Below are 23,499 nucleotides of genomic sequence, written 5' to 3'. Positions count from 1 at the left end.
GCGACCGATCCAAGAGTGTTTCGCGATCAACCTGAAACATCTGATGTCACGCAATGCGGTGAGATCACTGGCGTCAGGTGAGCCAGGTTTATCGTGAAACGCTTCAGCGCATCCAGAATCCCGCCGACTTGATGCGGTTGCGGATCATTTGCTCCCGGCGTGGCAGCGCATCCCGGTTGAACAACGCGCGGACCTTTTCGCCGCGTCCCTGATAGACCATGCGCTTGATCGGGTCATGGCCCTTGAGAACCTTCTTGATCCAGTTCGGAGCGGCCACGCTGTGCAGGACGTCGATCACGTGATCGCTTTCGCGCGCATAGAGCAGCGGAAACATCCGGTAATGGCAGCTGACGGATCCATCGAGAAGCCCGGACGGCAGCGCGTCGCGCCCACCGCCGAGAGAAAGAATGACAAGCGGCAGCGCAACCTGATCCAGCCACGGATCGAGGCTCTGACAGATCAGTTCGGGCGGTGGATCATCGCGGATGGCGACGGCGTAGTCGACAAAGCGCCCGGCGAACTCCTGCGGTCGTGCCCCAAAGAAATAGCCGGCGTTGAAATAGAGGTAGCGTCGCCAGTGATCATCCGGTTGCGTGGTGTCGAGGCTGCTTTGAAAATCCAGCCCGAACTTGTCATAGAGCGATTTCCAGATCCGGTCATGGCGCGGCCCATACAGCGTGGGTTGCGGCCAGGTCCCCTCGCACCGCAGCGACGCACCCGGACGCTCGAAATCGAAGGGCACGCTGGTGATGTCGCCGGTGATCAGCGTATCGGTGTCAAAGAACACGAAGGGTGTGTCGGGGGGCAGTGCGAACAACGCCTCGATCTTGTTGCCCTGCGGATAGCTCTCTCCGAAGACATCGGATTGAAACGGCAGGATCGTGACTCCAAGACGCTCAAGCGCGTTCAGCACGGCGAGATTCCGGATTGCGGGATCGCTGCTCCAGTTGGGGCCCGCCTGAGGAACGGCAACGAAAAGCTCGCCCCGGAACTGCGGCGAGCATTGTCTCAGCGACGCGGCAAACAACAGCGCCTCGTATTGCAACCGGCCCGATTGACCCACGATCAGGATATTGAAGCTTTGGCGCTGTGCTGGTGTCTCTGTCATGCTTATCCTCGCCGGTCGCCTGCAGCATCGGCTTGCAGGCGGACTATAGGCACCCGGGCACGGGGTCAAAAGCCCGGAACTGACTGATTTGTCGGCAAGGCGACAATTGCATTCCCGAACCCCGGTTCGCGGCATGCGGCCAGAATTCTGTTGCCCTCGCGCCGGATGCGGCCATTGTGACGGTGACCGCGCGCGCTTGCACAACAGGGACGGAAACCATGCACCAGAGCTTCACATGACGGCGACCGGGGATATCGCCGATGGCTGACCGCAACTCGCGTATCAAGAACCTGCGCAGCATGACGCCGGCGGATCGGCGCGAGGCCGTTGCCCGCGCGGCGCACCTGTCGGAAGACGATAAGAGGGCGCTTGCCGGGTCGGATGTGTTGCCGCTCGCGCTGGCGGACGGGATGATCGAGAATGTCATCGGGACATACGAGCTTCCTGTCGGGATCGCGACGAATTTCACGGTGAACGGTCGGGACTACATCGTGCCGATGGTCACGGAAGAGCCATCGGTCGTGGCCGCCGCGTCCTATATGGCGCGCATCGCGCGCGGATGCGGCGGATTTCTGACATCGTCCGATGCACCGATCATGCGGGCGCAGCTTCAGGTGGTGCGGCCGGATGATCCGTATGGTGCGCGCCAGCGCCTGTTGTCGGCGCGCGACGAACTGATCGGGATGGCGAACCGGCGTGACAAGGTGCTGGTCGATCTGGGCGGGGGGTGCCGTGATATCGAGGTTCAGGTGTTCGACGACACGCCGGTCGGACCGATGGTTGTCCTGCACCTTCTGGTCGATGTGCGCGATGCGATGGGGGCCAACACGGTCAATTCGATGGCCGAAACGCTGGCCTCGCGCGTGGCCGAGATTGCCAGAGGCGAGGTGCGGCTGCGCATCCTGTCGAACCTTGCGGATCGCAGGCTGGTGCGCGCGCGGGTCGAGATCACACCAGAGGCGCTGGCAATGGACGGGTTCGCCGGTGAGGACGTGGCTCAGGGCATCGTCGAGGCCTGTGCCCTTGCGATCGTCGATCCCTATCGTGCGGTGACCCATAACAAGGGCATCATGAACGGAATCGACGCGGTGGTTGTTGCAACCGGCAACGACTGGCGTGCCATCGAAGCCGGCGCCCATGCCTATGCGGCGCGCGACGGGCGTTACACGAGCCTGTCGCGGTGGGAGCGAGGCAGCGGCGGCGCGCTGGTGGGGACGCTGGAACTGCCCATGGCGCTTGGGTTGGTGGGGGGAGCCACCAGGACCCATCCGGCGGCACAGGCAGCAATCCGGTTGCTTGGCGTGAGCCGCGCGCAGGAACTTGCCGAGGTGACCGCCGCCGTGGGGCTTGCACAGAACATGGCGGCGCTGCGCGCCCTGGCGACCGAGGGTATCCAGAAGGGGCACATGACGCTGCATGCCCGCAACATCGCCATTCTGGCCGGTGCGCAAGGCCGCGAGGTCGAACCCGTCGCGCGTGCGATTGCCGAGTCGGGAGAAGTCTCGGTACAGCGGGCAACGGAAGAGCTGGCAAAGCTGCGGAACTGATCCGCACGCGGGGGCGGAGGGACGATTCGGCGGATCGAGACGCCGGTATGGTGTTGTTGCCTGTTCAATTTACCTACCCTCGCCGGATTGACCATGATGCGGAAACGACAACGAGTGATTGCAATCGTCACGCCGAGTGACCGCCGCGTCCCGCGCGGAGTTTCAGGGCGTGTGGAAGGTGCAGAAATTCGCCAACACCGGCCGCCCTGTATGACTCTGGAAAGAAAGAGAAAGTTTGCTCTACTTGCTCGCAGGTCACGGCTCCGCGCGCATGGCGGGACGCCGCGCCACAACCCTTGATCGATTATAGGTTTCTAAATGCCTGCCCCGCGCGAGAAATCCGCGCCGCGATGCGCGATTTGGCACACTGTCAGCATTTTTCAGAATCGCGCGTTTCGCTATCAAGGTTGCGTACGAGTTCCCTTGGTTTGTCGAACCCACGGGGGCGGGTTCGGTTGGTCGTTTGTGAGTGGGAAGAGGTGCAAGTTGTCCGGGCGGCGTGTCGTTGATCATGCCCCGATATCTTGGGAACAGGATATGTCCCGCCGTCCGGACTGCCTGAATGCTCCATTCAGCAAACAGCTTGGGGCCGATCCGCCCAACCCCAATCCGCTGGTTTCCTGACTGCGCGTGGCTCTGCACGTCAACGGCTAGGTCGTGCCACGTTTCGCGCGCCAGTCGGCCCAGTCTTCGGGCGTATCGAGATCCAGCCGGGCGCGGTTTCCGGGCAGGGGGACATGGACGACACGGGTGCCCGCGGCTTTCACCACCTCACGCCCGCCGCCATCACCTGTCAGATTCTTGAAGCGCTCGAACAGCCTTGCCGAAAACACGATCGGATGCCCGGGCCGTCCGTCCTGCGTCGTTCCGCGCAAGATCAGGGTGTCGCTGTCCGGATCATGCGCCGTCGCGACCTGTGCAAGATCATCCGGTGTCAGATCGGGCAGATCGCAGAGCAGGAGCATCGCCGCATCGACCCCCGCCGGCATCGCCGCGAACCCGGCGCGCAACGATGCGTTTATACCCTCGGCGGCGTCGGCAACCGGCACGCTCTCGACCTTCGCGCCGATCAGGGCATCGTAACGCGGGTGAGGTGCCGGGGGCAGGGCGACGATAACTGGTCCGCGGGTCACGGCTCGCGCGACGTCGGCCTGCCTGCGGATCAGCGGCTTGCCATCCACAAATTGCAACAGCTTGTCGGCCCCGCGCATCCGCGAGGATTGCCCGGCAGCAAGCAGCAGGATCGGCATGTCTGTGACAGGGATGTTCATGCCGTCATTCTAACCCCGGCGACCGTCTGTGCAATCACCCGCGCAGGCGGGCCCCATCCGGATCGAACAGCGCCTCGGTTATCACGGTCGCGGGCCGCATCTGACCGAGTATCTCGATCTCGACGGTGCGTCCTTTTGCAATATGTTCGGTCGGCAGGAAACCCAGGGCAATGGATTTCTCCGCATGGTGCGAATAGCCACCCGAGGTGCAGTAGCCCTGAACGGTCTCATCCAACCAGATCGGTTCGTAGCCATGCACATCCGCATCTTCCGCTGCGACCTCGAATGCCACCAGCTTGCGGGAGGTGCCCTTTGCACGTTCGGCCTCGGCTGCGGCGCGCCCGATGAAATCGGCCGCTTTGCCAAACGAGATAAAACGGTCGAGCCCGGTCTCCGCCGCAGTGTAGTCCGGTGAAAACTCTGACAACCAGCTGCCAAAGAACCGGTCCAGCCGCAGCGACATCATGGCACGCATACCAAACGGGATCATTCCGTGTGCCTGTCCCGCCTGCCACAGGGTGGTCCAAAGCTGACGTTGGGCCATTTGGTCGCAATAGATCTCGTAACCGAGATCGCCAGTATAGCTCAGCCGTTGCACGATGCAATCGGTCATGCCGATGGTCATGCGACGCACATCCAGAAAGCGCAAAGTTTCAATATCCGCCCTGGTGCAGGCGGCCAGAACCTCGCGGGAGTTTGGCCCGGCGATCTGAAACCCAGTGCGATTGTCGCTGATATTCTCGACGGTTACGCCATCTTGCTGATGTCGCTGGAACCAGCGGAGATGAAACGCCTGGCTGCCATAGGACGCGGTAAGCTGGAAGTCCGTATCCGACAGGCAGGAGATCGTGAAATCCCCGATCAGCCGCCCCTTGGGCGACAGCATCGGCGACAGGCTGACCCGCCCCGGTTCGGGGACGCGCCCTGCCATCATGTGATCGAGCCAGTCGCGCGCCCGCGATCCGGTGATGCGGTACTTGCCGAAATTCTGCACCTCGTTGATGCCGACACCGTGACGCACTCCGCGCACCTCGCGCCCGATTGTGGCAAAAGCATCCGAGCGACGGAAAGACGGCGTTTCATAGGCGGGTTCGTCATCCTGGGCGAAATAATTGGCGACTTCGAGTCCGTATTGCTGTCCCCATACCGCGCCCATCTCGCTGAAAATGTCATACATCGGCGTGGTTCTGTTCGGGCGCGCTGCGGGCAGCTCCTCGTTCGGGTAGGAGACGCTGAAACGCTTCTGATAGTTCTCGATCACCTTGGGCAGCGTATAACCGGGGCTTGTCCAGCCGCCAAAGCGTGCAACATCCATCGCGAACACGTCGCGTTCCGGTTCGCCCTCGATCATCCATTGCGCCAGTGTCAGACCGACGCCGCCGCCCTGGCTGAACCCCGCCATGACACCGCAGGCCGACCAGTAGTTGCGCAGCCCCGGCACCGGACCGACGAGTGGGTTGCCGTCGGGCGCAAAGGTGAATGGTCCATGAATGACCGACTTGACGCCCGCCGAGGCGAGAACGGGAAAGCGCTTGTAGGCAAATTCGATGCTGTCTCCGATCTTGTCGAAATCGTCGGGCAACAATTCATGCCCGAAACTCCATGGCGTGCCATCCACGGCCCATGGACGGCAGGTCTGCTCGTAAAAGCCGATGCACAATCCGCGCCCTTCCTGCCGCAAATAGGACTCTCCCGCCGGGTCCATGACATGCGGGTGCTCGTGATCGCGCTGGTAAATCTCCGGGATGTCGTCGGTCACGATATACTGGTGCTCCATCGGGTGCAGCGGTAGGTAGATACCCGCCATGGCGCCGACCTCGCGCGCCCACAAGCCACCGGCATTGACGATATGTTCGGCGTGAACGGTGCCCGCGTCGGTCACGATATCCCAGGTTCCGTCGGGGCGCTGGTTGGTTTCCCGCACCATGCAATGGGTCTCGATCGTGGCGCCGCCCATGCGCGCCGCCTTGGCATAGGCATGGGTCGTGCCCGACGGGTCCAGATGACCGTCAAGCGGATCATAGAGCGCCCCGACGATGCCATCGAGATTGGTGATCGGCGCGATCCTGGCGATCTCTTCGGGGCCGACGATCTCGGTGTCCAGACCCATGAACCGGTGCTTGGCGCGTTCTGCCAACAGCATGTCGAACCGGTCCTGATTATCCGCAAGGGTGATCCCGCCCACATGGTGCAACCCGCAGGACATGCCTGTGATCTCTTCCAGTTCCCTGTAGAGCCGGATCGTGTACCCTTGCAGGGCCGCCATGTTGGTATCGCCATTCAACGTGTGAAACCCGCCCGCCGCGTGCCAGGTCGACCCGCTGGTCAGATCGCTGCGCTCGATCAGCATGACATCCGACCATCCCAGCCTGGTCAGGTGATACAGCACGGAACAGCCGACGACGCCGCCTCCGATGACAACAACGCGCGCAGTGGTTTTCATGACGGACCTCCGGTTCGGTATGATCCGGAAGTTTCGCGGGTTTGCCGGGTTTGGCTGGTCTGAACGCGACACGATGTGACGTTTTGGTTATTCAGACCGCGCCGCTATCCTCACCGGGTCACGCGCCCGCGCAGAAAATCCGGTCCCGCGACTGCGCAGTTACATCTTTGTGAAAATACTCGGGGGGTGAACGGCGGAAATCCCCGATTTCCGCCGGAGGGGGCAGCGCCCCCTGTCCCTTGGTGTCGTTGCGGCTAGAGCGGGCGGATTTTCAGGCCGGTGATCCGGTTGCCGTCACGCGCGATCACTTCAAAGCGGAACCCGTGGAAGGAAAACACCTGGCCGGTGACCGGGATCGTTTGCGCCTCGTGGATGACCAGCCCTGCGATGGTATTGGCCTCGTCATCGGGCAGGCCCCAGTCGGTGGTCCGGTTCAGGTCTCGGATCGTCATGGCGCCGTCGATGATATACTGACCGTCCTCGGTCCGGGTCACCGGCAGTTCCGCATCCGGATCGAATTCGTCGGTGATCTCGCCGACGATTTCTTCCAGAATATCTTCGAGCGTGATCAGACCCTGCAGGCTGCCATATTCATCCACCACCAGCGCAAAATGCGTGCGCATGCGCAGGAATTGCCGCATCTGGTCGTCCAGGGTTGTCGTTTCCGGAATGAAATAGGGCGGTGTTGCAACGTCGGTGATCCGGAAACGCTGCAAGGGCTGTGCGTCGCCGGTTGCGTTGCTGACCAGCTTGTACATCGAGCGCAAGAGGTCCTTGGCGTGAACCACGCCGATGATGTTTTCCGGCTCATCGCGAAATACCGGCAATCGCGTATGCGGGCTGTCCAGACATTGTTGCAGGATCTCTTCCGGCGCGCTGGAGGCATCGATCATCTCGATCCCAGAACGGTGCAGCATGATTTCCTCGACCGCACGATCCCCGAGATCAAGCGCGCCGAGGATGCGGTCACGGTCCTCCTTTTCAACCACGCCTTCCGAATGGCCAAGCTGCAACGCGCCGACAATCTCTTCGCGGACCGCGAGAATATGACTGTCCGGATCGACCTCCACGCCAAAGATCCGCAGAACGCCGCGCACGAGAAACCGCACCGCACTGACGAAGGGCGCGAAAATGGTCACCACGATGCTGATGAGCGGGGCGACGGCGGCGGCGGCCTTTTCCGCGTTGATGATGGCATAGGTCTTGGGCAGAACCTCGGCAAAGACCAGCACTAGTATGGTCATCACCAGCGTCGCCATCGCGACGCCGGATTCTCCGAAGGCCCGGGTGAACAACGCGGTGGCCAGCGAGGTCGCGAGGATGTTCACGAGGTTGTTGCCAAGCAGCACCGACCCGATCAGCCGTTCGCTGTCATCGGTCAGTTCCAGCGCCTTTTCCGCCCCGTGCGAGCCCTTGTCCGCCTGGCTGCGCAGCTTGCCGCGCGAGGCTGCGGTCAGCGCGGTTTCCGAGCCGGAAAAGAACGCGGAAAGAACAAGAAGGAACAGGATCGCCGCGCTGGTTATCCAGAAAGAGATATCAGTGAAAGAAGCGCTCGTTTCCATTGGGTGATCCGGTATCCGTTATGCTCGTGCGGTTATGGGGTCAGCGGCGTGACGGATCAAGGGGGACGATTCAGCCTTCCGGATCGGTCGCTTTGCCGCCGCGCGCCAGCGGGTGGTGCTCCATAACCAGTTCGGCAAGCCGTTCATCCAGGACATGGGTGTAAATCTCGGTGGTGGCGACATCCGCATGCCCCAACAGCGTCTGGATCGAACGCAGGTCCGCGCCGTTGGCAAGCAGATGCGTGGCAAAGGCATGGCGCAGCGTGTGCGGGGTCACCTTGGCGGGCGACACGCCACCGGCAACCGCCAATTCCTTGATCAGAAGATAGAAACGATGCCGGGTCAGGTGTCCGGACTTGCCGCGCGACGGGAACAGAAAGCGGGACGGCGTCGCTCCTTTTGCGACTCGGCGCTCTTCGGCTCTGTCGCGCTCCTTCAGCCACGCGGCCAGCGCGACGCGGGCGGGCGGGGACAGGGGCACCATACGTTCCTTGCCCCCCTTGCCGAGGATCAGCAGCATGCGCGGATCGCCACGCGCCGCGCTGACCGGCAGGGCGACCAGTTCGCTGACCCGCATCCCGGTGGCATAGAGCAGTTCCATCAGGCAGGTATTGCGCAACCGGTCGACCGCGCCGCGCCCGGTCTCGCGCGCCGCCGCGAGCAGGCGATCGACCTCGATGACATCCAGTGTCTTTGGCAGCCGCTTGTCGCGGCCCGGCCCCCTGATCTGGATTGCGGGGTTGTCGCTGCGCCAGCCTTCCTCAAAGGCGAAACGATAGAGTTGCCGGATCGCCGACAGACGTCGCGCGCGGGTGGATTTCGACAGGCCCTGCGCGTCGCAATCCACGAGATACGCTTCGATCTCTTCGCGGGTCAGGGTGCCAAAGTCACGTTTGCGTCGTGCAAGCCAGGCCGATACGTCCTTGAGATCGCGCCCATAGGCCAGCAGGGTGTTGGTCGCCGCGCCGAGTTCCGCCGCCTGCGCCTCCAGAAAGCTGGAAATCCACTCTGTAGCGTCATCCGGACCGGGCATGATCAGGGATCTCCGAGCAGCATCAGTTGCAGCGATGCCTGACGTGCGGTTTCCTCGAGCCCCAGCGCGCGCAGGGTTGCGAGAGACTTGGTCAGGCTGGTGAAATTGCCATCGATGCCATTGTCGAAATCCTTGATCGCCACAAGGAGCGACTCGCCGAACGACACCGGGCCCGGTGCGGTTGGTTCGGCGCCAGAGGCAAAGGCGTCGGCAATCGCGGCGGCGGTGTCATCGGGCGGCGCCACGGCGGTCACGTCACCGCTCGCCAGTGCCGCCAGAAACCGGTTCTCGGCGGTGTCGCGGGGCATTGCAGCCCCGGCGACCTTGTAGGCGGCTGACAGCAGCCGGATGCGCCATACCAGGTCGCGCGTGTCGGGATCGCCTGGTGTGACTTTTGCCAGATCGTCGCCAAAAAGCTGGGCAAAAGGCACGGCGAGATTGGCGTCGCGCATGGAGTTCCAGGCGCGGGGCAGGGTGCGGGTGATCGCGTCGGCATCACCTGCCTTTACGGCCCGGTCCAAAGCCTGCAAATCACTGACCCGGTCCCAGAGGCTTCCCGAGGCGGACGGGCGCTGCGCCGTGTAGAGCCCGAGCAGATGGTTCGGTGCCAATGCCCCGATCCGTGTGAGGCGCTCGGCGGCCTCGATCTGCGCCTTCCAGCCTGCGATGTCGCGCAGGTCGGCAGTGGCAAAGGCACGGGGAAGCGACGCTGTCGGCAGCCGCTCACCGATGGTTTCGAAAAGCCGGAACGTCAGCGGATCGGGATCGCTCGGGGGGGGCAGTGTCGGTGCGCCTTCAAAGACATCCGGGCTGAGAAAACGGTCGAGCAGATCAAGCTTGTCCTGCGGCAGGAGTTGCAGCGCATGTGCCGTTTCCAGCGTCAGCGCGGCGGTCTGCCAGTCACCCTGGCGCGCGTCACAGAAGACGCGCGTGGCATAGCCCGGCGCCAGGTGAGGGGCCTTGGCCAGTTCGGCACATCCCATGTCTTCGTCCCCGGTCAGCAGCGTCGCATCGAACCAGCGTTGAAACAGCGCGGCACTTTGTGTCGGACCCACCTGTTTCGCGAGCGCCTGCGCCGGGTCGGTCGCGCCGAGGGTCAGCAACCGGTCGATTCGCGCCAGCAGGAGCATCTGGGCATCGGCCTTGCCCTCGGGCGGCAGGGAATCCCCCAGAAGCAGGGTATAGAGCAATGTCTGCATGGCCGGGCTGCGCGATACCGGGACATCCGCGATCAGCCGGGCAAGATCGTTGACGTCGCTCCCGGCCCAGAGGTCGAGCGGCAGGCCGGTGACCCCGTGCGGCACCAGTCCGACCGGCGTGGCCGCCGCCCCGAGAACGCTGACCTCGATATCCGGCAGGTCGGCACTTTCCGCCACCGGCGGCTCCATATGGACGGGAACCGACTCGCCCGGGGGATGCGCGCCCAGCCATTCGATCACCGAAAGGGGTTCCTGCGCGCCAAGCGATGCGGGAACAAGAGCCAGCGCCAGTGCCGTTCTAGTCCACATCCAGCTCTACCGGTTTGCGTATCTCGGTTTGCGGCTGCGAGAAATCATAGCCGAACCACGGGCCGACATAGGCATAGGCAACTACGGCAATGAAAGCCAAGAAGACGAGATACAACAACAATTTAAGCAATCTACGCATTTGGCTGCACGATCCTGTTTCAGTCTTTTGCCCAAGTTATATATGGCCTTTTCCGCAAGATCACGTCATTCACTGAAGAATGAGCAAAAATGAGCAAATCATGTCGGAACCGCGGAGGGTACCGCATGCGGGACGGTTGAAAAAGACCGTGGTCATGGTGGGCATGATGGGGGCGGGCAAGACGGCCGTGGGCCGGGCACTGGCGGCGCGGCTGCGCGCGCCTTTTCTGGACAGCGATGTGGAAATCGAAAAGGCTGCGAACCGGACCGTGCCCGAGATATTCGAGCGCGATGGAGAGGCCTTCTTTCGCGACAAGGAAAGTCAGGTGATCTCGCGATTGCTGGACGGCGAACGCTGTGTCCTGTCAACCGGCGGCGGCGCGTTTCTGGCGCAGAGAAACCGCGAGATGATTTCCGCACGCGGCGTGTCGCTGTGGCTGAATGCCGATTTGCCGGTGCTGTGGAACCGGGTGAAACACAAGAACACGCGGCCACTGCTGCGCACCGCCGATCCACGCGCCACCCTGGAAGAGATTTTCAACCGGCGCGTGCCGATATATTCCGGGGCGGACCTGTCGGTAATCTCCGACGGGCATGCCTCGATCGAACAGATGGTTGATCGCGTGGTGGCCGTGCTGGCGACGCGCCCCGATGTGCTTGAAGTGGAATAGTGATGGTCCAGAGCGTCCATGTCGCCCTCGGCGAACGGTCCTATGATGTCGAGATCGGCCCCGGTCTGATCGATCAGGCGGGCGCGCGCATCGCGCGGTTCCTGCACCGCCCGAGGGTCGCGGTGGTGAGCGACGAAACCGTGGCGGGCCTGCATCTGGAAACCCTGCGCACCGGATTGGCGGCAGAAGGTATCGAGATGGTGGCGCTGGCCCTGCCGCCCGGTGAAGCGACCAAGGGATGGCCGCAATTCAGCCGAACCGTCGAATGGCTGCTTGAACAAAAGGTTGAGCGCAGGGATGTGGTCGTGGCCTTTGGCGGGGGCGTGATCGGGGACCTTGCGGGCTTCGCGGCAGCCGTGCTGCGGCGCGGCGTGCGTTTCGTGCAGATCCCCACCAGTCTGCTTGCGCAGGTGGACAGTTCTGTCGGAGGCAAGACCGGGATCAACGCGCCGCAGGGCAAGAACCTGATCGGGGCGTTCCACCAGCCGACCCATGTTCTGGCGGATACCGCGCTGCTCGGCTCCCTGACCGCGCGGGATTTTCTCGCCGGTTATGGCGAGGTGGTGAAATACGGTCTTCTGGGCGATGCGGCGTTTTTCGCATGGCTCGAAGAGCATGGACCGAAACTGGCCGCCGGTGACATGGCGGCGCGGGTCGAAGCGGTGCGGCATTCGGTGCAGATGAAGGCGGATATCGTCGCGCGGGACGAAACCGAGCAGGGGGATCGCGCGCTGTTGAACCTCGGGCATACCTTCTGCCACGCGCTCGAAGCCGCAACCGGCTATTCGCAACGCCTGCTGCATGGTGAAGGGGTCGCGATCGGCTGTGCGCTGGCCTTTGAACTTTCGGCCCGCATGGGTCTGTGCAGCCAGGAATGCCCGAGCCGCGTGCGGGCCCATCTGCGCGAGATGGGCATGAAAACCGATCTCGCGGATATCGAGGGCGAATTGCCCCCGGCAGAGCAATTGCTGGACCTCATGGGGCAGGACAAGAAGGTCGTTGATGGCACATTGCGGTTCATCCTTGCCCGCGACATCGGAGATGCCTTCGTGACGGCGGATGTCGGGAAAGACGTGGTGCTGTCGGTGCTGTCCGATGCGCTTGCCCGGCGCCACGAACGTTGCGCCGGCACGTGAACAGGCCCGAACCGGTCAGGATTCGGGCCGTCGTCTGTTTGTTGCGGATCAGACGAACAGGAAATCGTCGCTGCTGAAGTCGGCGGCCAGCAGCGTGTCGTCAGTATCATGCACGATCACGCTGTCGCTGCCGTAACGGATGCGCACATGACCCGAGGCCATGTCGACGATGTTCAGGTCATCGAAGTCGAACCCGGTCAGCTGGATGAGATCGGAGCCCATGGCGAAATCCCGGACGCGATCGACGAAGGCATCCACAATCAGGCTGAAGGTATCGGCACCGCCCTGACCGATCAGGTTGTCGCGGCCATCGCCGTCCAGAAGCGTGTCCGCGCCGCCACCGCCACGCAGTGTGTCGTTGCCGTCGCCGCCGTCCAGCGTGTCGGCACCACCGTTGCCGCGCATGTTGTCATTGCCGGCGCCACCCGCCATCAGGTCGTTGCCCTGAAGGCCGCGCATGTCGTCATTGCCGCCCATGCCGCGCAGGATGTTGCCCTCGGCCGAGCCTCGAATGGCGTCACCGTATTCGGTGCCATAGAGGTTTTCGAAATTGACCATCGTTTCAGTTGGCATTCTCGGAGCGGCCGCCGGTCCTGAACCAAGATTGAAGATAGTGGGCAGGCGTGCTGTTCCGGCGCCGAGATCAAAAGCAATGCCACGCTGGTCGACATCGCTCCAGTCGATGAGATCCACCCCGGTGCCACCGTCAAAGGAATCGAGTCCGACGCCCGTGCCGACCCTGACCGTATCGTTTCCGGCACCCGCGTCGATGACGTTTGTGCCTGACCCTTCGATGATGATGTCGCGCTGGTTGGTGCCGATGAAATTCTCGAACCCGAACATCACTTCGGATTGCGCGCCCGCCGTGGCGGTGCCGCCGGTGATGTCGTAGACACCGTTCACCTGCGCAGACGCCGACCAGTCGATGGTGTCGTTTCCGAAGCCGCCGTTAAAGCTGTCGACGCCGATCACGGTGGTGACCTCGACCGTGTCATCGCCGCTGCCAGTGTGGATCACATTCGCGCCGTTGCCTTCGATGACGGTATCCGCCTGATCGGTGCCGATGAAGTTCTCGAACCCCTCCATGATTTCCTGGCTCGCCCCGGCGATGGCCCGGCCGATCACGAAATTGTAGATACCGTTCGCCTGCGCCGACCCGGACCAGTCGATGGTGTCGGTGCCAAAGCCGCCACGGAAGATGTCGCTGCCGATGCGCGTGGTGACAACGACCCGGTCGTTACCGCCGCGCGCGTCGATGTCGTTGACCGCGCCGTTCTCGATGATGATGTCCGCATTCTCGGTGCCGATGATGTTCTCGAATCCGTCCATCTCTTCGGTATTGCCCGCCGAATCGGTCGCCAGCCCGGCCGCAAGGTCAAAGGTCGCACCGGTTTCATTGACCGCGGACCAGTCGATGGTGTCCCGACCCAATCCCCCGTGAAAGGCATCGGCGAAGATCGAGGTTGTGACGATGACCGTATCGTTGCCGCGATAGCCGTCGATGTCATTGGTCGCGCTGCTTTCTATGATCGTATCGCCACGGGCGGTTCCGATGATATTGGCGAAACTGTGCATGATTTCGGTGTTGCCGTTGGCGTCACGCGCTTCGTTCGCGGCCAGATCGAACGTGGCCGAGGTTTCTCCGCTTTGTGTCCAATTGATGGTGTCGCGACCCGTGCCGCCGTAGAAGGCGTCGCCGCCGATCGCGGAATAGACCTGAACCGTGTCGTCACCCCGGCCACCGTAATAGCGGTCATTGCCGCCAGCAGTGGTGTCGCGCAGGATGTCATTGCCGCGCCCGCCATGAATGTTATTGGCACCGGCACCGTCAAATATGATGTCCTGATAATCGCCGCCATAGACATCCTGTATGCTCGACATGGTGACGGCGACACCGTCGATCACGCCTTGGCCGATTTGCAGGTTGATGATCGAGGCGGCGTCGACAGCCGAGACATTGATCGTATCCGACCCCGCACCACCGGCAAAATCGGTGCTGTGGCCTGCAACGTCGGCGTAGTCGGAGAACTCGTTGGTAAAGATGAACAGATCGTCATCGGTGATGGCCGAGCCGAAAGTGCGCAGGTCCAGATCGTTGATGACGATGGGCGACGTGATCGCATTGTCGTCATCGCGCACCTCTACGCGCCAGACGCCTGCGCTGGTTTCGCCGCGAAAACCGGTCGCGCCGAAACTCCACCTGCCACTGTAGTTCTGCGTGTCTCCGGTATCGGCGATCAACTGAATACGCGTGCCTTGCGGAGAAACCAGGTAGATTTCGAGATCGGCAAGGTCTGCGGCGGAAACGATCCCGACCTCAAGCGACACATGTTCGATGCGGATATCGGTGGCTTCGTTGATAAAGAAGAAGTTCGATCCTCCGGAGTTCGATCCATTCGCGATCGTGACATTGCCATTCAGCCCGTCCTCGAAGGTCGACACATCGTTGGCGTTGGTCGATGTTCTGGTCCAGGTTTCGGCAAGCCGCACGGCGGCTTTGGCATCGACAAGGCCAAAGCCGTAATCGTTGGAAAAGTGCAGTCCGCCGCCGTTCCAGTTGTCGGCATCGTTCCAGCGCCAGCTTGCGCCGTTGATCTGTGTGCTCTGTTCGTTGCCGGTTGCCGCAGCGCCCACGTCGCTGCCGACGTGACGCGCGGAGTAGGACAGAATTTCCTGCACGTCGCGCCAGCCAAGGTTCGGGTTGGCATCAAGCATCAGGGCAACCACCCCGGCAATCTCGGGCGCGGCGGCCGACGTGCCGTTGAAGTTTACATAGTCACCGTTGCTGTATCCCGCGTTTCCTGTCCGGTCCGTGGTCTGAACGCCACCGTAAAAGGCCGAGACAAGGACATTCGCGCCCGGGCTGGAACTGGCATGGACCCCACCGTCATCGCGGACACCGCTGACCACGATCGTCTCGCGCATGTTGTTGACCGACTCGATCGTCGATTCCGCCCGGTCGGTCGCGTTTGCCGTTCCACGACCGTTGCCGGCGGATTTGACCATTATCAGGCCACGGCCTTCGCGCCCGTCCTGCGCGGCGTCTGCGATGGCATCGACCAGCCCCAATGCCTGCTCGGTCGTCCGGAACATGCCGGAGCCGTTCCAATAGCTCATGTTGACGATGTCATGGTTCATGTCGGTGGCGCGTTCGATACCCGCAGCGATCTCGTCGCGGCTCCAGTCGGTCTTGTAACCGATGATGTCCGCGCCGAAGGCGATCCCTACCGATCCTTCGCCGTCCTGCGCAGCGCCAATCAGACCGAGCACGGGCGTTCCGTGGTTGTCTCCGTTGTTGTCCGGTGCGGCGTTGCCGTCGTCGACGCCCTCAAAGTCCCAGTCGAGATCAGTGCGGTAGTTGTCGAAATCCAGATGGTTGAAGTCGAATCCCGTGTCGATGGCGACAACTTCTATCCCCGAACCGTCGTAATCGTCCCAGACGTCGACGACGTTAAGGTCATATTCGTTCGGGTCGGAGTTCAGCAGATGCCACTGGTTCGCAAAGCGGGGATCGTTGGGAATAAAGGCCATGACGTTTTCCAATCTTTAAATGTTGTGCTCTCGCCGCGGCATATCTCTGCAAATCGGCAGGGTCGCGGCTGACACACGCTTAGCGCGCGTCCGTAGGTTGGACCGTCAATGTTGCGTCAATCCACGCAACCTGCGGCTGCGGCATGTCTATCCAAGGCGAAGGTTTGGCGTATAGTCGGGTTATCCTGCATTGAAGGACATTCCCGGTTTAGGAGATTTTGATATGGCACCGCGTTACACCATATTCGGCGACAACCCGATCGAGCTGAAAACCCGCAAGGCACTTCGGGTAATGGGCAGGCTGATCGAAGAGTGGAGCGTCAACCCCGACAGCCATCCCGCCGGTGCGCGCACGGAACTGGACGGGCGGCTGATCGTCTTTTCCCGTGGCGTGTTTCAGAAAACGCTGGAGGCGCTGCCGGAGGCGGACCGGCTGACCGATGAAGATTATATCCTGCGCGAGAATATCGCCGAGATCGAGCTGTTGCTGCGCCGTCCCGACAGGTTCTCGATCCTATTGCCCGAACCCGAGGCCATCGCGTTCCAGCAGAATGCCGTGCAACAGGGATTGTGGCCGACCGTCAGCCTGCCGATGGTTTATGCGGATGTTCCGTGGGACGCGGGCGACCCGGATTGGGCAGCCCATGTGCAGATCACCGAGACACGAGACGGCGATCCCGCAGGGTACATGGTCCAGCTGTCGGGCGAAAACCCGCTGGACGAGTTTTTGCGGCCCTACCTTGCGGGGTATTGCTGTACGCAATGCAGCTGAAGCCCGGCTGCGCCTGCGGCCCCTTCCGCCATCTTGCGGCGCTGCGTCGCGCTGCGCACAGGGAAGCAGGACAGGTACCAGGCGCAGATCGCCACCCTGTCGAGCCTTGCCGCGCCGCCCGAATTCGCCTGTGATAGGGTTTCAAAGGCCCGCCACGCGGCGCGGGCGTCGTCGTGCCTGCCAAGATGCCAGAGCGCGGCGGCCTTCCAGGCCGGGACGTTGAGAATGGCGTTGCCGGCATTCTCGGCGGCGGTGACGCACCCCTCGTAGTCGCCGTCAAGAAAGCGGATCGGCATGTGGAACCCCCATTGAAAAGGAGCGGTGGTCCAGCCTTCGCGCAGCACTCTTCGGCTGAGTTCGGCGGCCAGGGGCAACTCGTCGGAAAATGCCGCGCCCAGCCCCGAGGACAGCATTGTCCAGGGATCATTCGGATTGCATTGCCGTGCCATCGCATATCCCGCCGACGCCTGGTCGTATTCCCCGAGCATGCAGCACGCCCAGGCCCGGTGCAGGTGCGCGCGGGCATCCAGCGGGTCGAGCGCGACCGCCTTGCTGGCCAGTTGTTTGCTCTCGCGGTGGGTCTCGGGACGTCGAAACATGCAGGGCTGCATCAGGTGCATCGAATTCAGCAGGCGCGCGAGGCTGCTGTAGCCCATCGAGGCATCGGGTGCCTTTTCGATCACGCGCTCGAAACAGCGCGCCGCCGCCGCCGGGCTGTCGAAACGAAATTCGTCCAGACGCTGATTGCCGATCAGCCAGTCATCGAACGCGCTGGCCCCGAACCGGGTGTTTTGCAAGTCCTGTATGCGGCTCAGCGACACGTAGATCGACAGGGACGAGGCCAGCCGGCTGACGATCGCCGCCTGGGTCTGCAACCAGTGGTCCGCGAGTTCGCTCCAACGGTCGCTCCACAGCACCGTCCCGTCCCGCCGTTTGAGCATCGCCAGCAGGAGCAATGCCCGCTCATCGCCGCCGATGGACACGTCCAGCGTATAATCCACCGGAGTATTCGCGATGCCGAGGTCGACGATTTCGAAAGCCCGGAACCGCAGCAACGTCGCCAGAAGTTCGGCGCGAAAGAGGCTGCCGACGCCGGTTGCATAGGCCGATCCGCTTGCCGAGACAGGGGTTAGCCCGATGCGCAGATGGTGCTGCGGCGCTGCGGGCACCCCGGAAGCGGTGACCGCATGCGCCCCCTGCGCCTTGATCCGGGTGATCAGGTCGATCGTCTCGCCGCAGGGTTCGGCATCGAATTGCTCTTCCAGATAGGTCCAGAGGGCTTCGTAGCTGCGCAGCGCCTGTGCCGTCTGACCATTCGCATGATAGTGGCGGATCAGAAAGCGAACCGCATTTTCGTCTGCCGGATCAAGCACCAGCAGGGCGTCGGCGGCGTGGCGGGATGTCGTCCGATCCGGTTGATCGAGCAGGGCAGACAGTTTTTCGCGCAGGCGGTTTGCCACGTCCTGGCGCAGCAGCCGCAACCAGCTCTCGAAAATTTCCCCACGCGCCGGTTCGGCGGCCAACAAGTGGTCTGGCCTGAGCGTGCCCTGAAGCAGGTCTTCGCGAACGCGCCCGGCTTCGATGTCCCGCAACACGAGGCAGATATCGGTTTCGATTGCATCCGGACGTATGGCAACGGTGTTGCGGTCGGCACGGATGAGACCTGCAAACGCGGCATTCTGTCGGGGGAGAGCGTGCAGCGCCTGCCGCAGGTTCTGTCGCGCCCGCGCATCTTCGGAGGCTTCCCATATGGTTGCGGCCAGACGGCCACGCTCTGCTGCATGATCCGGACTGGTCGCCAGATAGGCCAGGATCGCGCGTGCCGAGGCGGATCTTATCGGGATCTCGCGGGCGTCGCGCGTGACCCGAAACCGGCCGAAAAGATGAATGTGCAGTTTGGCGGCGGACATGGCCTCAGGCTCCGTAGAGATTCCAGCGCATCGCAGTCTCGCACCCTTTCCCGACGGACGAAACAGCTGTGGGTTGATACGCGGTGACGATCACGACGCGATGCCCGTCCATGGTCTGGTCCAACTGCTCTGACGCAACCGGGATGCCGGCATCGGCAAGGGCGGAGCGCAGGTTGCCGGCGAAACGGTTCGCGGCCTGTCCGGCTGGGCGCAGATGGGCGAGAAGCGACGATACCGACAGGCTTTGTGCGCGATCGAGGATGGCCCGCTCCGGCGCAGTGAGGACAAGGCCGTTTGCCTGCCGGTGGCGGATGACGGACAGGCCGAATTCCATCTGGTAGAGTTCCCGCAGCGCAGCGACGGCCGCCGTCGGACCGTCCATGCGACAGGCGGTTCCAAAGCAGAGCGACAGCCCCGGGGACTCACAGGACCACGCGATGCAGGTCGGCGGCAGACCGGGCAGGTCAGGTTGCAGCAACCCGGTCCGGCGCGGCACGTTTCGTGGCCATCGCTGTCGGGCGGCGTCAAAGGCGTCGAGGGTCTCGCGCGCGGGAGCGTTCGCGGCGAGCGTCCCGTTCCACCACGACAGACAGGCGTATCTTTCGATCAGTTCCAGAAGCGCACGCTGTTGAATTGCCTGAACCGGGTCGCGACCGGCGGCGATCCCCTGCAGCCGCGGACCCGACCGGGGGTCGGCGGGAGGTGTCCCGTGCCGCGCACCTGCGATTGCCATTCGTTCCGCGCGCTCCGCGTCGTGGCGCAGTCTGGCCTGCGCGGCGCTGTCTCCGATGCCCGTTGCGCTGATCCGTGTGCCGTTTCGGGCGGAAACGGAGCCATGCACGAACAGCGCAGGAACATCGGGCAGGGGGCCAGTGAACATGCCTGATCGGAGCATTGCCGCATCGGATAGTCAATTCACTGCGCTGACACTGCACCGGTGGCCAGAACGGACGAGCGTGGGAAACATGGCGGAAATCGAAAAATCTGCGAAAACGCCGCTTGACGGGGCAGGGTCGGCACCATATTACCGCCAAACGCAGCGGGCGGTTGTAGCTCAGTTGGTTAGAGTGCCGGCCTGTCACGCCGGAGGTCGCGGGTTCGAGCCCCGTCAACCGCGCCACTGCTGCGTTTCGACCGAATGTACGGAAACGGGCTCGCATCTGCGGGCCTTTTCCTTTTTGGGCCGGTGTTTGGGCGGAGTGTCCCGAGTGGCGAAAGCTGCGACTTAAGCGCTTGACCTCGTCAGGCGCTTGGCCTATCTCGCCGCTACTGCGCGGTTGTAGCTCAGCTGGTTAGAGTGCCGGCCTGTCACGCCGGAGGTCGCGGGTTCGAGCCCCGTCAACCGCGCCATTCCCATCATGATCTGCACGCGCTTTGCCGACAGCCGGGTTGATTTACGCAACGTAAACCCGGAATATCTTGATTATTGCAATTTGGAAGAATCGAAATGTCCCGTTCAGCCTCTGCATGGGTCAAGATCACCGGCGCACGGGTCGTTTCGCTGTTGACCGGCAAGATCCCGGATCAGGGGACGTGGCCGATGGTCTGGGGCAACAGTCGGCTCTACGCGGCGGATCGCTGGAAAAAGCGGCGCAGTGCCTTTGAACACCGTTCCTATGACTATGATGACGCGATGCGATTCGCCTTTGCGACGCGGCGGGGCAGCGCGCGGGACATTCGCGAAGGCAGCATGCCGCGCGAGGCATTGGAATTCATCGCCTCGCGCCTTCCCAAACCGCGCCTTAATCACGGGCTGCGGGGGCTGCATATCGGGAATTTTGTCGGAATATCGCTCGCGCATCTGTGCGATGCAGCGTGCCGTCTGGATTCCGGCGCGGTCGTGCTGAGCATTGATCCGAACGTGCCACATCGGGGTGTCGATTCACCGCAGGATCTGGTTGTGGGGCTGATGAATCGCTACGGGTTCGAGGGCAACTGGATCCCGGTGACAGCCTTCAGTCTCGAACCGAGCCCGATATACGACGTCAAGAACGCCAGCGGCAGCGCGACGGCCTTTGCCAGTTATCACGGGCAAAGCGCGTCCGAGGGGCTGGGCAATCTCGAGCGTCTGGGATGCAAGTTCGATTTCGTGCTGATCGACGGAAATCACACGGCGTCCTACCTGCGGCGCGAACTTGCGGTGATTGCGAAAATCGTTCGTCCCGGCGCGATGATTTTTCTTGATGACGTCGACAAGGCAAATTGGCAGGAGGTGCACGCAGTGTTCAACAAGGCGCGCCGCTTCGGCTTTGCGCAGGTTGCGCATCAGGGGCGTGTCGGGGTGCTGCGCCGGTTACGCCCGGCAGAGATGCGACAGCAACCCTGTCAGGACCCGTCATAGCGATAGCCCAGTTCCGCCTCGATCCCGGTGTCGATATGCGCGCGCAGATGCTCCAGATCGGTCGGAGCAAGGCGGGCCGGCGTGCTCGGGCGCCTTGGAACGGCGGGTTTGAACCTTGATCCAAGTCGTTTCGTGACGGGGCGAAATGCCTCTTTTCGGGGGGGCAGGCCAAGCGCCAACAGCGTTTCTGCGATGCGGCTTTCGGGGTCCTTCTGAACCTCTTCCAGGCGCAGGATCACGCAGGTACAGTCGCGGTTGAGATAGCCGAGCAACGACGCAACCTTGGCACGCCGCAGTTCGAAGAGATTGTCAAAGACCGCGCCGCTGATCGGGTGTCGGTCCTGCATGAGAGGTTGACCGACAAGTTCAGTCGCGCCGGCAAAATACCGGGGGCGGTCGATGATGGTCTGCCACGGCGCGCGGATGAACTCGGGAAAGGGCAGCTGTTGCACTGCGGGCACCGTGTGCCACGGCTTGGCGTGCATCGACAACGCCCAGTCGGCGGCATTGCGCACCACGCAGATCACCGCGAGATCGGCAGGGATGGCCATGACCTGCGCGAACCCGTGCTCCCAGCCAAGCGTCTCGGTCGGCATCATCGGGGAGTTCCGGCCAAACAGACGTTTGACGAGATTGGTCCCCGAGGAGCGTTCGCCGAGCACCTGGAAACGGGTTGGCGCGGCGCTGCCGCGTCGCACCATGACGCCGGTTCTGACAAAATTGGAAGGGAGCTGGGCGCGGTCCTCTGGTCACGTATGCGGATGAATGCAAATTAGAAATTCTCTTATACCCGTATTGCCGCTAAGACTAAGCGAAAATGGGATAACGGGCAGGAATGCAAGGATGCAGACAGCGGCGGCGCTGACGATGGTGCGCGATGACGCCTTTTTCCTCAGGGCGTGGTTGCGCCATTACGGGGGGCTGCTGGGGCGTGAAAACTGCTATGTCGTCAACCACGGACGCGGCGCGATGGTTGCCGAACTGGCCGCTGGCTGCAACGTGATCGGCATACCGGGCGATCCGCACAAGAACTTTGACATGAAGCGTTGGCGGATGTTGAACAATTTCGTGATGGGGCTGCGCTGCTATTATGATCACGTGATCGTTGGGGATGTGGACGAGCTGGTGGTGCTGGATCCGGAGGCGGGAACCGACCTGCCGGGGTTCCTGGCCGGGGTCCCGCCCAACCGCGTGCTGACGCCGCTCGGGCTTGAGGTAATCCACCGGATTGACCAGGAGCATGACGGGATCGGTGAGCGCATCCTTGGCCCCCGCCGCCATGTGCGGCCCGCGCCGCACTATTCGAAACCCTGCGTGGTGTCGGTGGGAACCAAGATCGCGCGCGGCGGGCATTTTACCCAGTATGACCAGCTGCATACGCCGGATCACCTGTATCTGCTGCATCTGAAATACTGCGATTTCAACGCGTATTCCGAAGCGATGGATCGGCGCAATGCCGTCAGCGCAGAGACCGGCGCCGCGATCAGGGATGCCGCCATCGGTCGCCACTGGTTCGCCGAGGCGCGGGGCGATGATCGGGCGGTATTCGAGGCCTTTTCCACGCTCAGGATGCAGGACGAGTTCAGGATGGGGCCGCTGCGCAAGCGAATGCACCGGACCTGGAAGAAGCGCGGCGAAACCGGCTATTGGCAATTTGACCGCCCGGATTTCGATACACAGTACCTGTTGCCCGAGCGGTTCAGCGGTCTGGTTTGACCGATTTACTTGAGGCGCGCCTTGAGAGTCTTGCCGTCCTCGCTCGTCAGGATCAGCGCACCGGTTTCGTCGAATTCGACATCCAGCGGCGTCGCTATGGCGTCAAGGAACGCCTGTTCCTGACTGGTGACGGCCGGAGGACAGGCCTTGCGCGTAACCGCGAGCGGCCCAAGTTTCAGCGTGTTCCCGCGCAGTTCGTATCTGCCACTGTATCGGTTGCATCCCGCGTTGCCCGAGATCTGGCCCGCATCGTCAAAAGTCAGCGTGGTTTGCAGGAAATCTATGACGCCCCGCCCGTTGATATCCTCGACCAGCCATTCACCTCCGGCGAGCACCGGCTGCGCCGCGGCAACCTTGGTCAGCGTCACGAGGCCAAGGTCGGTGTGCGTCCGGGCCGGATCGACCATGTGCGCGGTGTCCGTGGTCCAGCGCAGGCTGCCGTTCTTGTCCCGGATGGTCGCGCGCAGGGCATAACGGTGCCCCGGCTGCAGGCTGTCTTGTGTCGCCGTGAGTTCGAACGTTGTGGGCACGCCGCGAATCGCGAATTCGGTCTCTGCAATCACCGGCGCGGCGATATCCTGGCGGGACACATCGCTGAGAGTGACGGTTGCCACGCTCCCCGGCAGCAACGCGATGCGCTCACGATATCCGATCTGGCCTGTCACGCTGAACATCTCTGCATCCCCCGCCCGTGCGGGCACCGAGAGCGCCACGAGAATCGCAAGCGCTGTGGACAAGACCGTTGAAATGGGTCGCATGATATTGGTCCTTTCGTTCAACCGTGCATGGGCTGCGCATCCAAGATGGGGTGG

At 62.7% G+C, this 23,499-nt stretch carries 18 protein-coding genes and 2 tRNA genes; 8 read left to right on the top strand and 12 right to left on the bottom strand.

Annotated elements, in window-relative coordinates:
- Window positions 1-103: 103 nt before the first annotated feature.
- Window positions 104-1,108 carry a hypothetical protein gene (locus AB9K34_RS22770; protein WP_369956952.1) on the bottom strand — a complete coding sequence of 335 codons (1,005 nt, stop codon included), beginning with the start codon at window positions 1,106-1,108 and terminating at the stop codon, window positions 104-106.
- Window positions 1,109-1,368: 260 nt separating this feature from the next.
- Between AB9K34_RS22770 and AB9K34_RS22765 the strand changes: the two genes are divergently transcribed.
- Window positions 1,369-2,655: a hydroxymethylglutaryl-CoA reductase, degradative gene (locus AB9K34_RS22765; RefSeq protein WP_369956951.1), complete on the top strand. Its 1,287-nt coding sequence runs from the start codon at window positions 1,369-1,371 to the stop codon at window positions 2,653-2,655.
- Between the two features lie 650 nt (window positions 2,656-3,305).
- On the opposite strand, the gene AB9K34_RS22760 is transcribed toward AB9K34_RS22765, so the two are convergent.
- From AB9K34_RS22760 to AB9K34_RS22735, 6 genes are all read right to left on the bottom strand, one after another.
- Complete coding sequence (locus tag AB9K34_RS22760; protein ID WP_369956950.1) at window positions 3,306-3,926, bottom strand: NTP transferase domain-containing protein; 621 nt, start codon at window positions 3,924-3,926, stop codon at window positions 3,306-3,308.
- Window positions 3,927-3,960: 34 nt separating this feature from the next.
- Complete coding sequence (locus AB9K34_RS22755) at window positions 3,961-6,369, bottom strand: FAD-dependent oxidoreductase (RefSeq protein WP_369956949.1); 2,409 nt, start codon at window positions 6,367-6,369, stop codon at window positions 3,961-3,963.
- 254 nt (window positions 6,370-6,623) lie between these two features.
- The gene (locus tag AB9K34_RS22750; protein ID WP_369956947.1) at window positions 6,624-7,931 is read right to left on the bottom strand and encodes an HlyC/CorC family transporter; all 1,308 of its coding nucleotides are present in this window, start codon (window positions 7,929-7,931) and stop codon (window positions 6,624-6,626) included.
- 70 nt (window positions 7,932-8,001) lie between these two features.
- Window positions 8,002-8,964 carry a site-specific tyrosine recombinase XerD gene (locus AB9K34_RS22745; RefSeq protein WP_369956946.1) on the bottom strand — a complete coding sequence of 321 codons (963 nt, stop codon included), beginning with the start codon at window positions 8,962-8,964 and terminating at the stop codon, window positions 8,002-8,004.
- A 2-nt stretch (window positions 8,965-8,966) separates the two neighbouring features.
- Window positions 8,967-10,472: a hypothetical protein gene (locus tag AB9K34_RS22740; protein ID WP_369956944.1), complete on the bottom strand. Its 1,506-nt coding sequence runs from the start codon at window positions 10,470-10,472 to the stop codon at window positions 8,967-8,969.
- Entirely contained in the window at window positions 10,462-10,611 is a 150-nt protein-coding gene (locus AB9K34_RS22735; RefSeq protein WP_369956943.1) for a hypothetical protein, read from the bottom strand. Before AB9K34_RS22735 ends, AB9K34_RS22740 begins: the two co-directional genes overlap by 11 nt.
- A gap of 79 nt (window positions 10,612-10,690) precedes the next feature.
- On the opposite strand from AB9K34_RS22735, the gene AB9K34_RS22730 reads away from it, so the two are divergent.
- Window positions 10,691-11,281 (top strand): shikimate kinase, encoded by a 591-nt coding sequence (locus tag AB9K34_RS22730; protein ID WP_369956942.1) that lies wholly within the window; start codon window positions 10,691-10,693, stop codon window positions 11,279-11,281.
- Window positions 11,282-11,283: 2 nt separating this feature from the next.
- Window positions 11,284-12,417, top strand: coding sequence for a 3-dehydroquinate synthase (gene aroB / locus AB9K34_RS22725; RefSeq protein WP_369956940.1), 1,134 nt, complete (start codon window positions 11,284-11,286; stop codon window positions 12,415-12,417).
- A 48-nt stretch (window positions 12,418-12,465) separates the two neighbouring features.
- Here the strand turns inward: aroB and AB9K34_RS22720 are convergent, their stop codons facing one another.
- Window positions 12,466-15,948 (bottom strand): S8 family serine peptidase, encoded by a 3,483-nt coding sequence (locus AB9K34_RS22720; protein WP_369956939.1) that lies wholly within the window; start codon window positions 15,946-15,948, stop codon window positions 12,466-12,468.
- A gap of 223 nt (window positions 15,949-16,171) precedes the next feature.
- On the opposite strand from AB9K34_RS22720, the gene AB9K34_RS22715 reads away from it, so the two are divergent.
- Entirely contained in the window at window positions 16,172-16,720 is a 549-nt protein-coding gene (locus AB9K34_RS22715; protein WP_369956938.1) for a hypothetical protein, read from the top strand.
- Here AB9K34_RS22715 and AB9K34_RS22710 read toward each other — a convergent pair.
- Together AB9K34_RS22710 and AB9K34_RS22705 are read right to left on the bottom strand one after the other, a co-directional pair.
- Window positions 16,684-18,630, bottom strand: coding sequence for a BTAD domain-containing putative transcriptional regulator (locus AB9K34_RS22710; protein WP_369956937.1), 1,947 nt, complete (start codon window positions 18,628-18,630; stop codon window positions 16,684-16,686). The genes AB9K34_RS22715 and AB9K34_RS22710 overlap by 37 nt on opposite strands.
- A 4-nt stretch (window positions 18,631-18,634) precedes the next feature.
- Entirely contained in the window at window positions 18,635-19,510 is an 876-nt protein-coding gene (locus tag AB9K34_RS22705) for a YcaO-like family protein (RefSeq protein WP_369956936.1), read from the bottom strand.
- 163 nt (window positions 19,511-19,673) lie between these two features.
- Here AB9K34_RS22705 and AB9K34_RS22700 point away from each other — a divergent pair.
- The 3 genes from AB9K34_RS22700 (at window position 19,674) to AB9K34_RS22690 (ending at window position 20,971) form a co-directional block, all read left to right on the top strand.
- Window positions 19,674-19,750, top strand: a tRNA-Asp gene (locus AB9K34_RS22700).
- A gap of 153 nt (window positions 19,751-19,903) precedes the next feature.
- A tRNA-Asp gene (locus tag AB9K34_RS22695) sits at window positions 19,904-19,980 on the top strand.
- Window positions 19,981-20,077: 97 nt separating this feature from the next.
- Window positions 20,078-20,971 carry a class I SAM-dependent methyltransferase gene (locus AB9K34_RS22690; protein ID WP_369956935.1) on the top strand — a complete coding sequence of 298 codons (894 nt, stop codon included), beginning with the start codon at window positions 20,078-20,080 and terminating at the stop codon, window positions 20,969-20,971.
- Here the strand turns inward: AB9K34_RS22690 and AB9K34_RS22685 are convergent.
- Entirely contained in the window at window positions 20,956-21,672 is a 717-nt protein-coding gene (locus AB9K34_RS22685) for a hypothetical protein (protein WP_369956934.1), read from the bottom strand. The two genes, AB9K34_RS22690 and AB9K34_RS22685, sit on opposite strands and share 16 nt — an antisense overlap.
- Window positions 21,673-21,814: 142 nt before the next feature.
- Between AB9K34_RS22685 and AB9K34_RS22680 the strand changes: the two genes are divergently transcribed.
- Entirely contained in the window at window positions 21,815-22,687 is an 873-nt protein-coding gene (locus tag AB9K34_RS22680; protein WP_369956933.1) for a glycosyltransferase family 2 protein, read from the top strand.
- A gap of 5 nt (window positions 22,688-22,692) precedes the next feature.
- Here AB9K34_RS22680 and AB9K34_RS22675 read toward each other — a convergent pair whose 3' ends face one another.
- Window positions 22,693-23,445, bottom strand: a complete 753-nt coding sequence (locus AB9K34_RS22675) for an META domain-containing protein (RefSeq protein WP_369956932.1) — start codon at window positions 23,443-23,445, stop codon at window positions 22,693-22,695.
- Window positions 23,446-23,499: the final 54 nt, after the last annotated feature.

This window comes from Sedimentitalea sp. XS_ASV28, from assembly GCF_041224545.1.
Classification (GTDB): domain Bacteria; phylum Pseudomonadota; class Alphaproteobacteria; order Rhodobacterales; family Rhodobacteraceae; genus Sedimentitalea.
Note: the sequence above shows the minus strand (reverse complement) of the source record. Positions and strands in the feature narration are given on the sequence as shown.

Bases quoted from the DNA above. Each gene is read 5' to 3' on its own strand.
- AB9K34_RS22760 (WP_369956950.1), bottom strand. From the start codon at position 3,926: ATGAACATCCCTGTCACAGACATGCCGATCCTGCTGCTTGCTGCCGGG.
- aroB (WP_369956940.1), top strand. From the start codon at position 11,284: ATGGTCCAGAGCGTCCATGTCGCCCTCGGCGAACGGTCCTATGATGTC.
- AB9K34_RS22755 (WP_369956949.1), bottom strand. From the start codon at position 6,369: ATGAAAACCACTGCGCGCGTTGTTGTCATCGGAGGCGGCGTCGTCGGC.
- AB9K34_RS22750 (WP_369956947.1), bottom strand. From the start codon at position 7,931: ATGGAAACGAGCGCTTCTTTCACTGATATCTCTTTCTGGATAACCAGC.
- AB9K34_RS22685 (WP_369956934.1), bottom strand. From the start codon at position 21,672: ATGGTGCGACGCGGCAGCGCCGCGCCAACCCGTTTCCAGGTGCTCGGC.
- AB9K34_RS22710 (WP_369956937.1), bottom strand. From the start codon at position 18,630: ATGTCCGCCGCCAAACTGCACATTCATCTTTTCGGCCGGTTTCGGGTC.
- AB9K34_RS22745 (WP_369956946.1), bottom strand. From the start codon at position 8,964: ATGCCCGGTCCGGATGACGCTACAGAGTGGATTTCCAGCTTTCTGGAG.
- AB9K34_RS22730 (WP_369956942.1), top strand. From the start codon at position 10,691: ATGAGCAAAAATGAGCAAATCATGTCGGAACCGCGGAGGGTACCGCAT.
- AB9K34_RS22675 (WP_369956932.1), bottom strand. From the start codon at position 23,445: ATGCGACCCATTTCAACGGTCTTGTCCACAGCGCTTGCGATTCTCGTG.
- AB9K34_RS22765 (WP_369956951.1), top strand. From the start codon at position 1,369: ATGGCTGACCGCAACTCGCGTATCAAGAACCTGCGCAGCATGACGCCG.
- AB9K34_RS22740 (WP_369956944.1), bottom strand. From the start codon at position 10,472: ATGTGGACTAGAACGGCACTGGCGCTGGCTCTTGTTCCCGCATCGCTT.
- AB9K34_RS22720 (WP_369956939.1), bottom strand. From the start codon at position 15,948: ATGGCCTTTATTCCCAACGATCCCCGCTTTGCGAACCAGTGGCATCTG.
- AB9K34_RS22715 (WP_369956938.1), top strand. From the start codon at position 16,172: ATGGCACCGCGTTACACCATATTCGGCGACAACCCGATCGAGCTGAAA.
- AB9K34_RS22705 (WP_369956936.1), bottom strand. From the start codon at position 19,510: ATGTTCACTGGCCCCCTGCCCGATGTTCCTGCGCTGTTCGTGCATGGC.
- AB9K34_RS22690 (WP_369956935.1), top strand. From the start codon at position 20,078: ATGTCCCGTTCAGCCTCTGCATGGGTCAAGATCACCGGCGCACGGGTC.
- AB9K34_RS22770 (WP_369956952.1), bottom strand. From the start codon at position 1,108: ATGACAGAGACACCAGCACAGCGCCAAAGCTTCAATATCCTGATCGTG.
- AB9K34_RS22680 (WP_369956933.1), top strand. From the start codon at position 21,815: ATGCAGACAGCGGCGGCGCTGACGATGGTGCGCGATGACGCCTTTTTC.
- AB9K34_RS22735 (WP_369956943.1), bottom strand. From the start codon at position 10,611: ATGCGTAGATTGCTTAAATTGTTGTTGTATCTCGTCTTCTTGGCTTTC.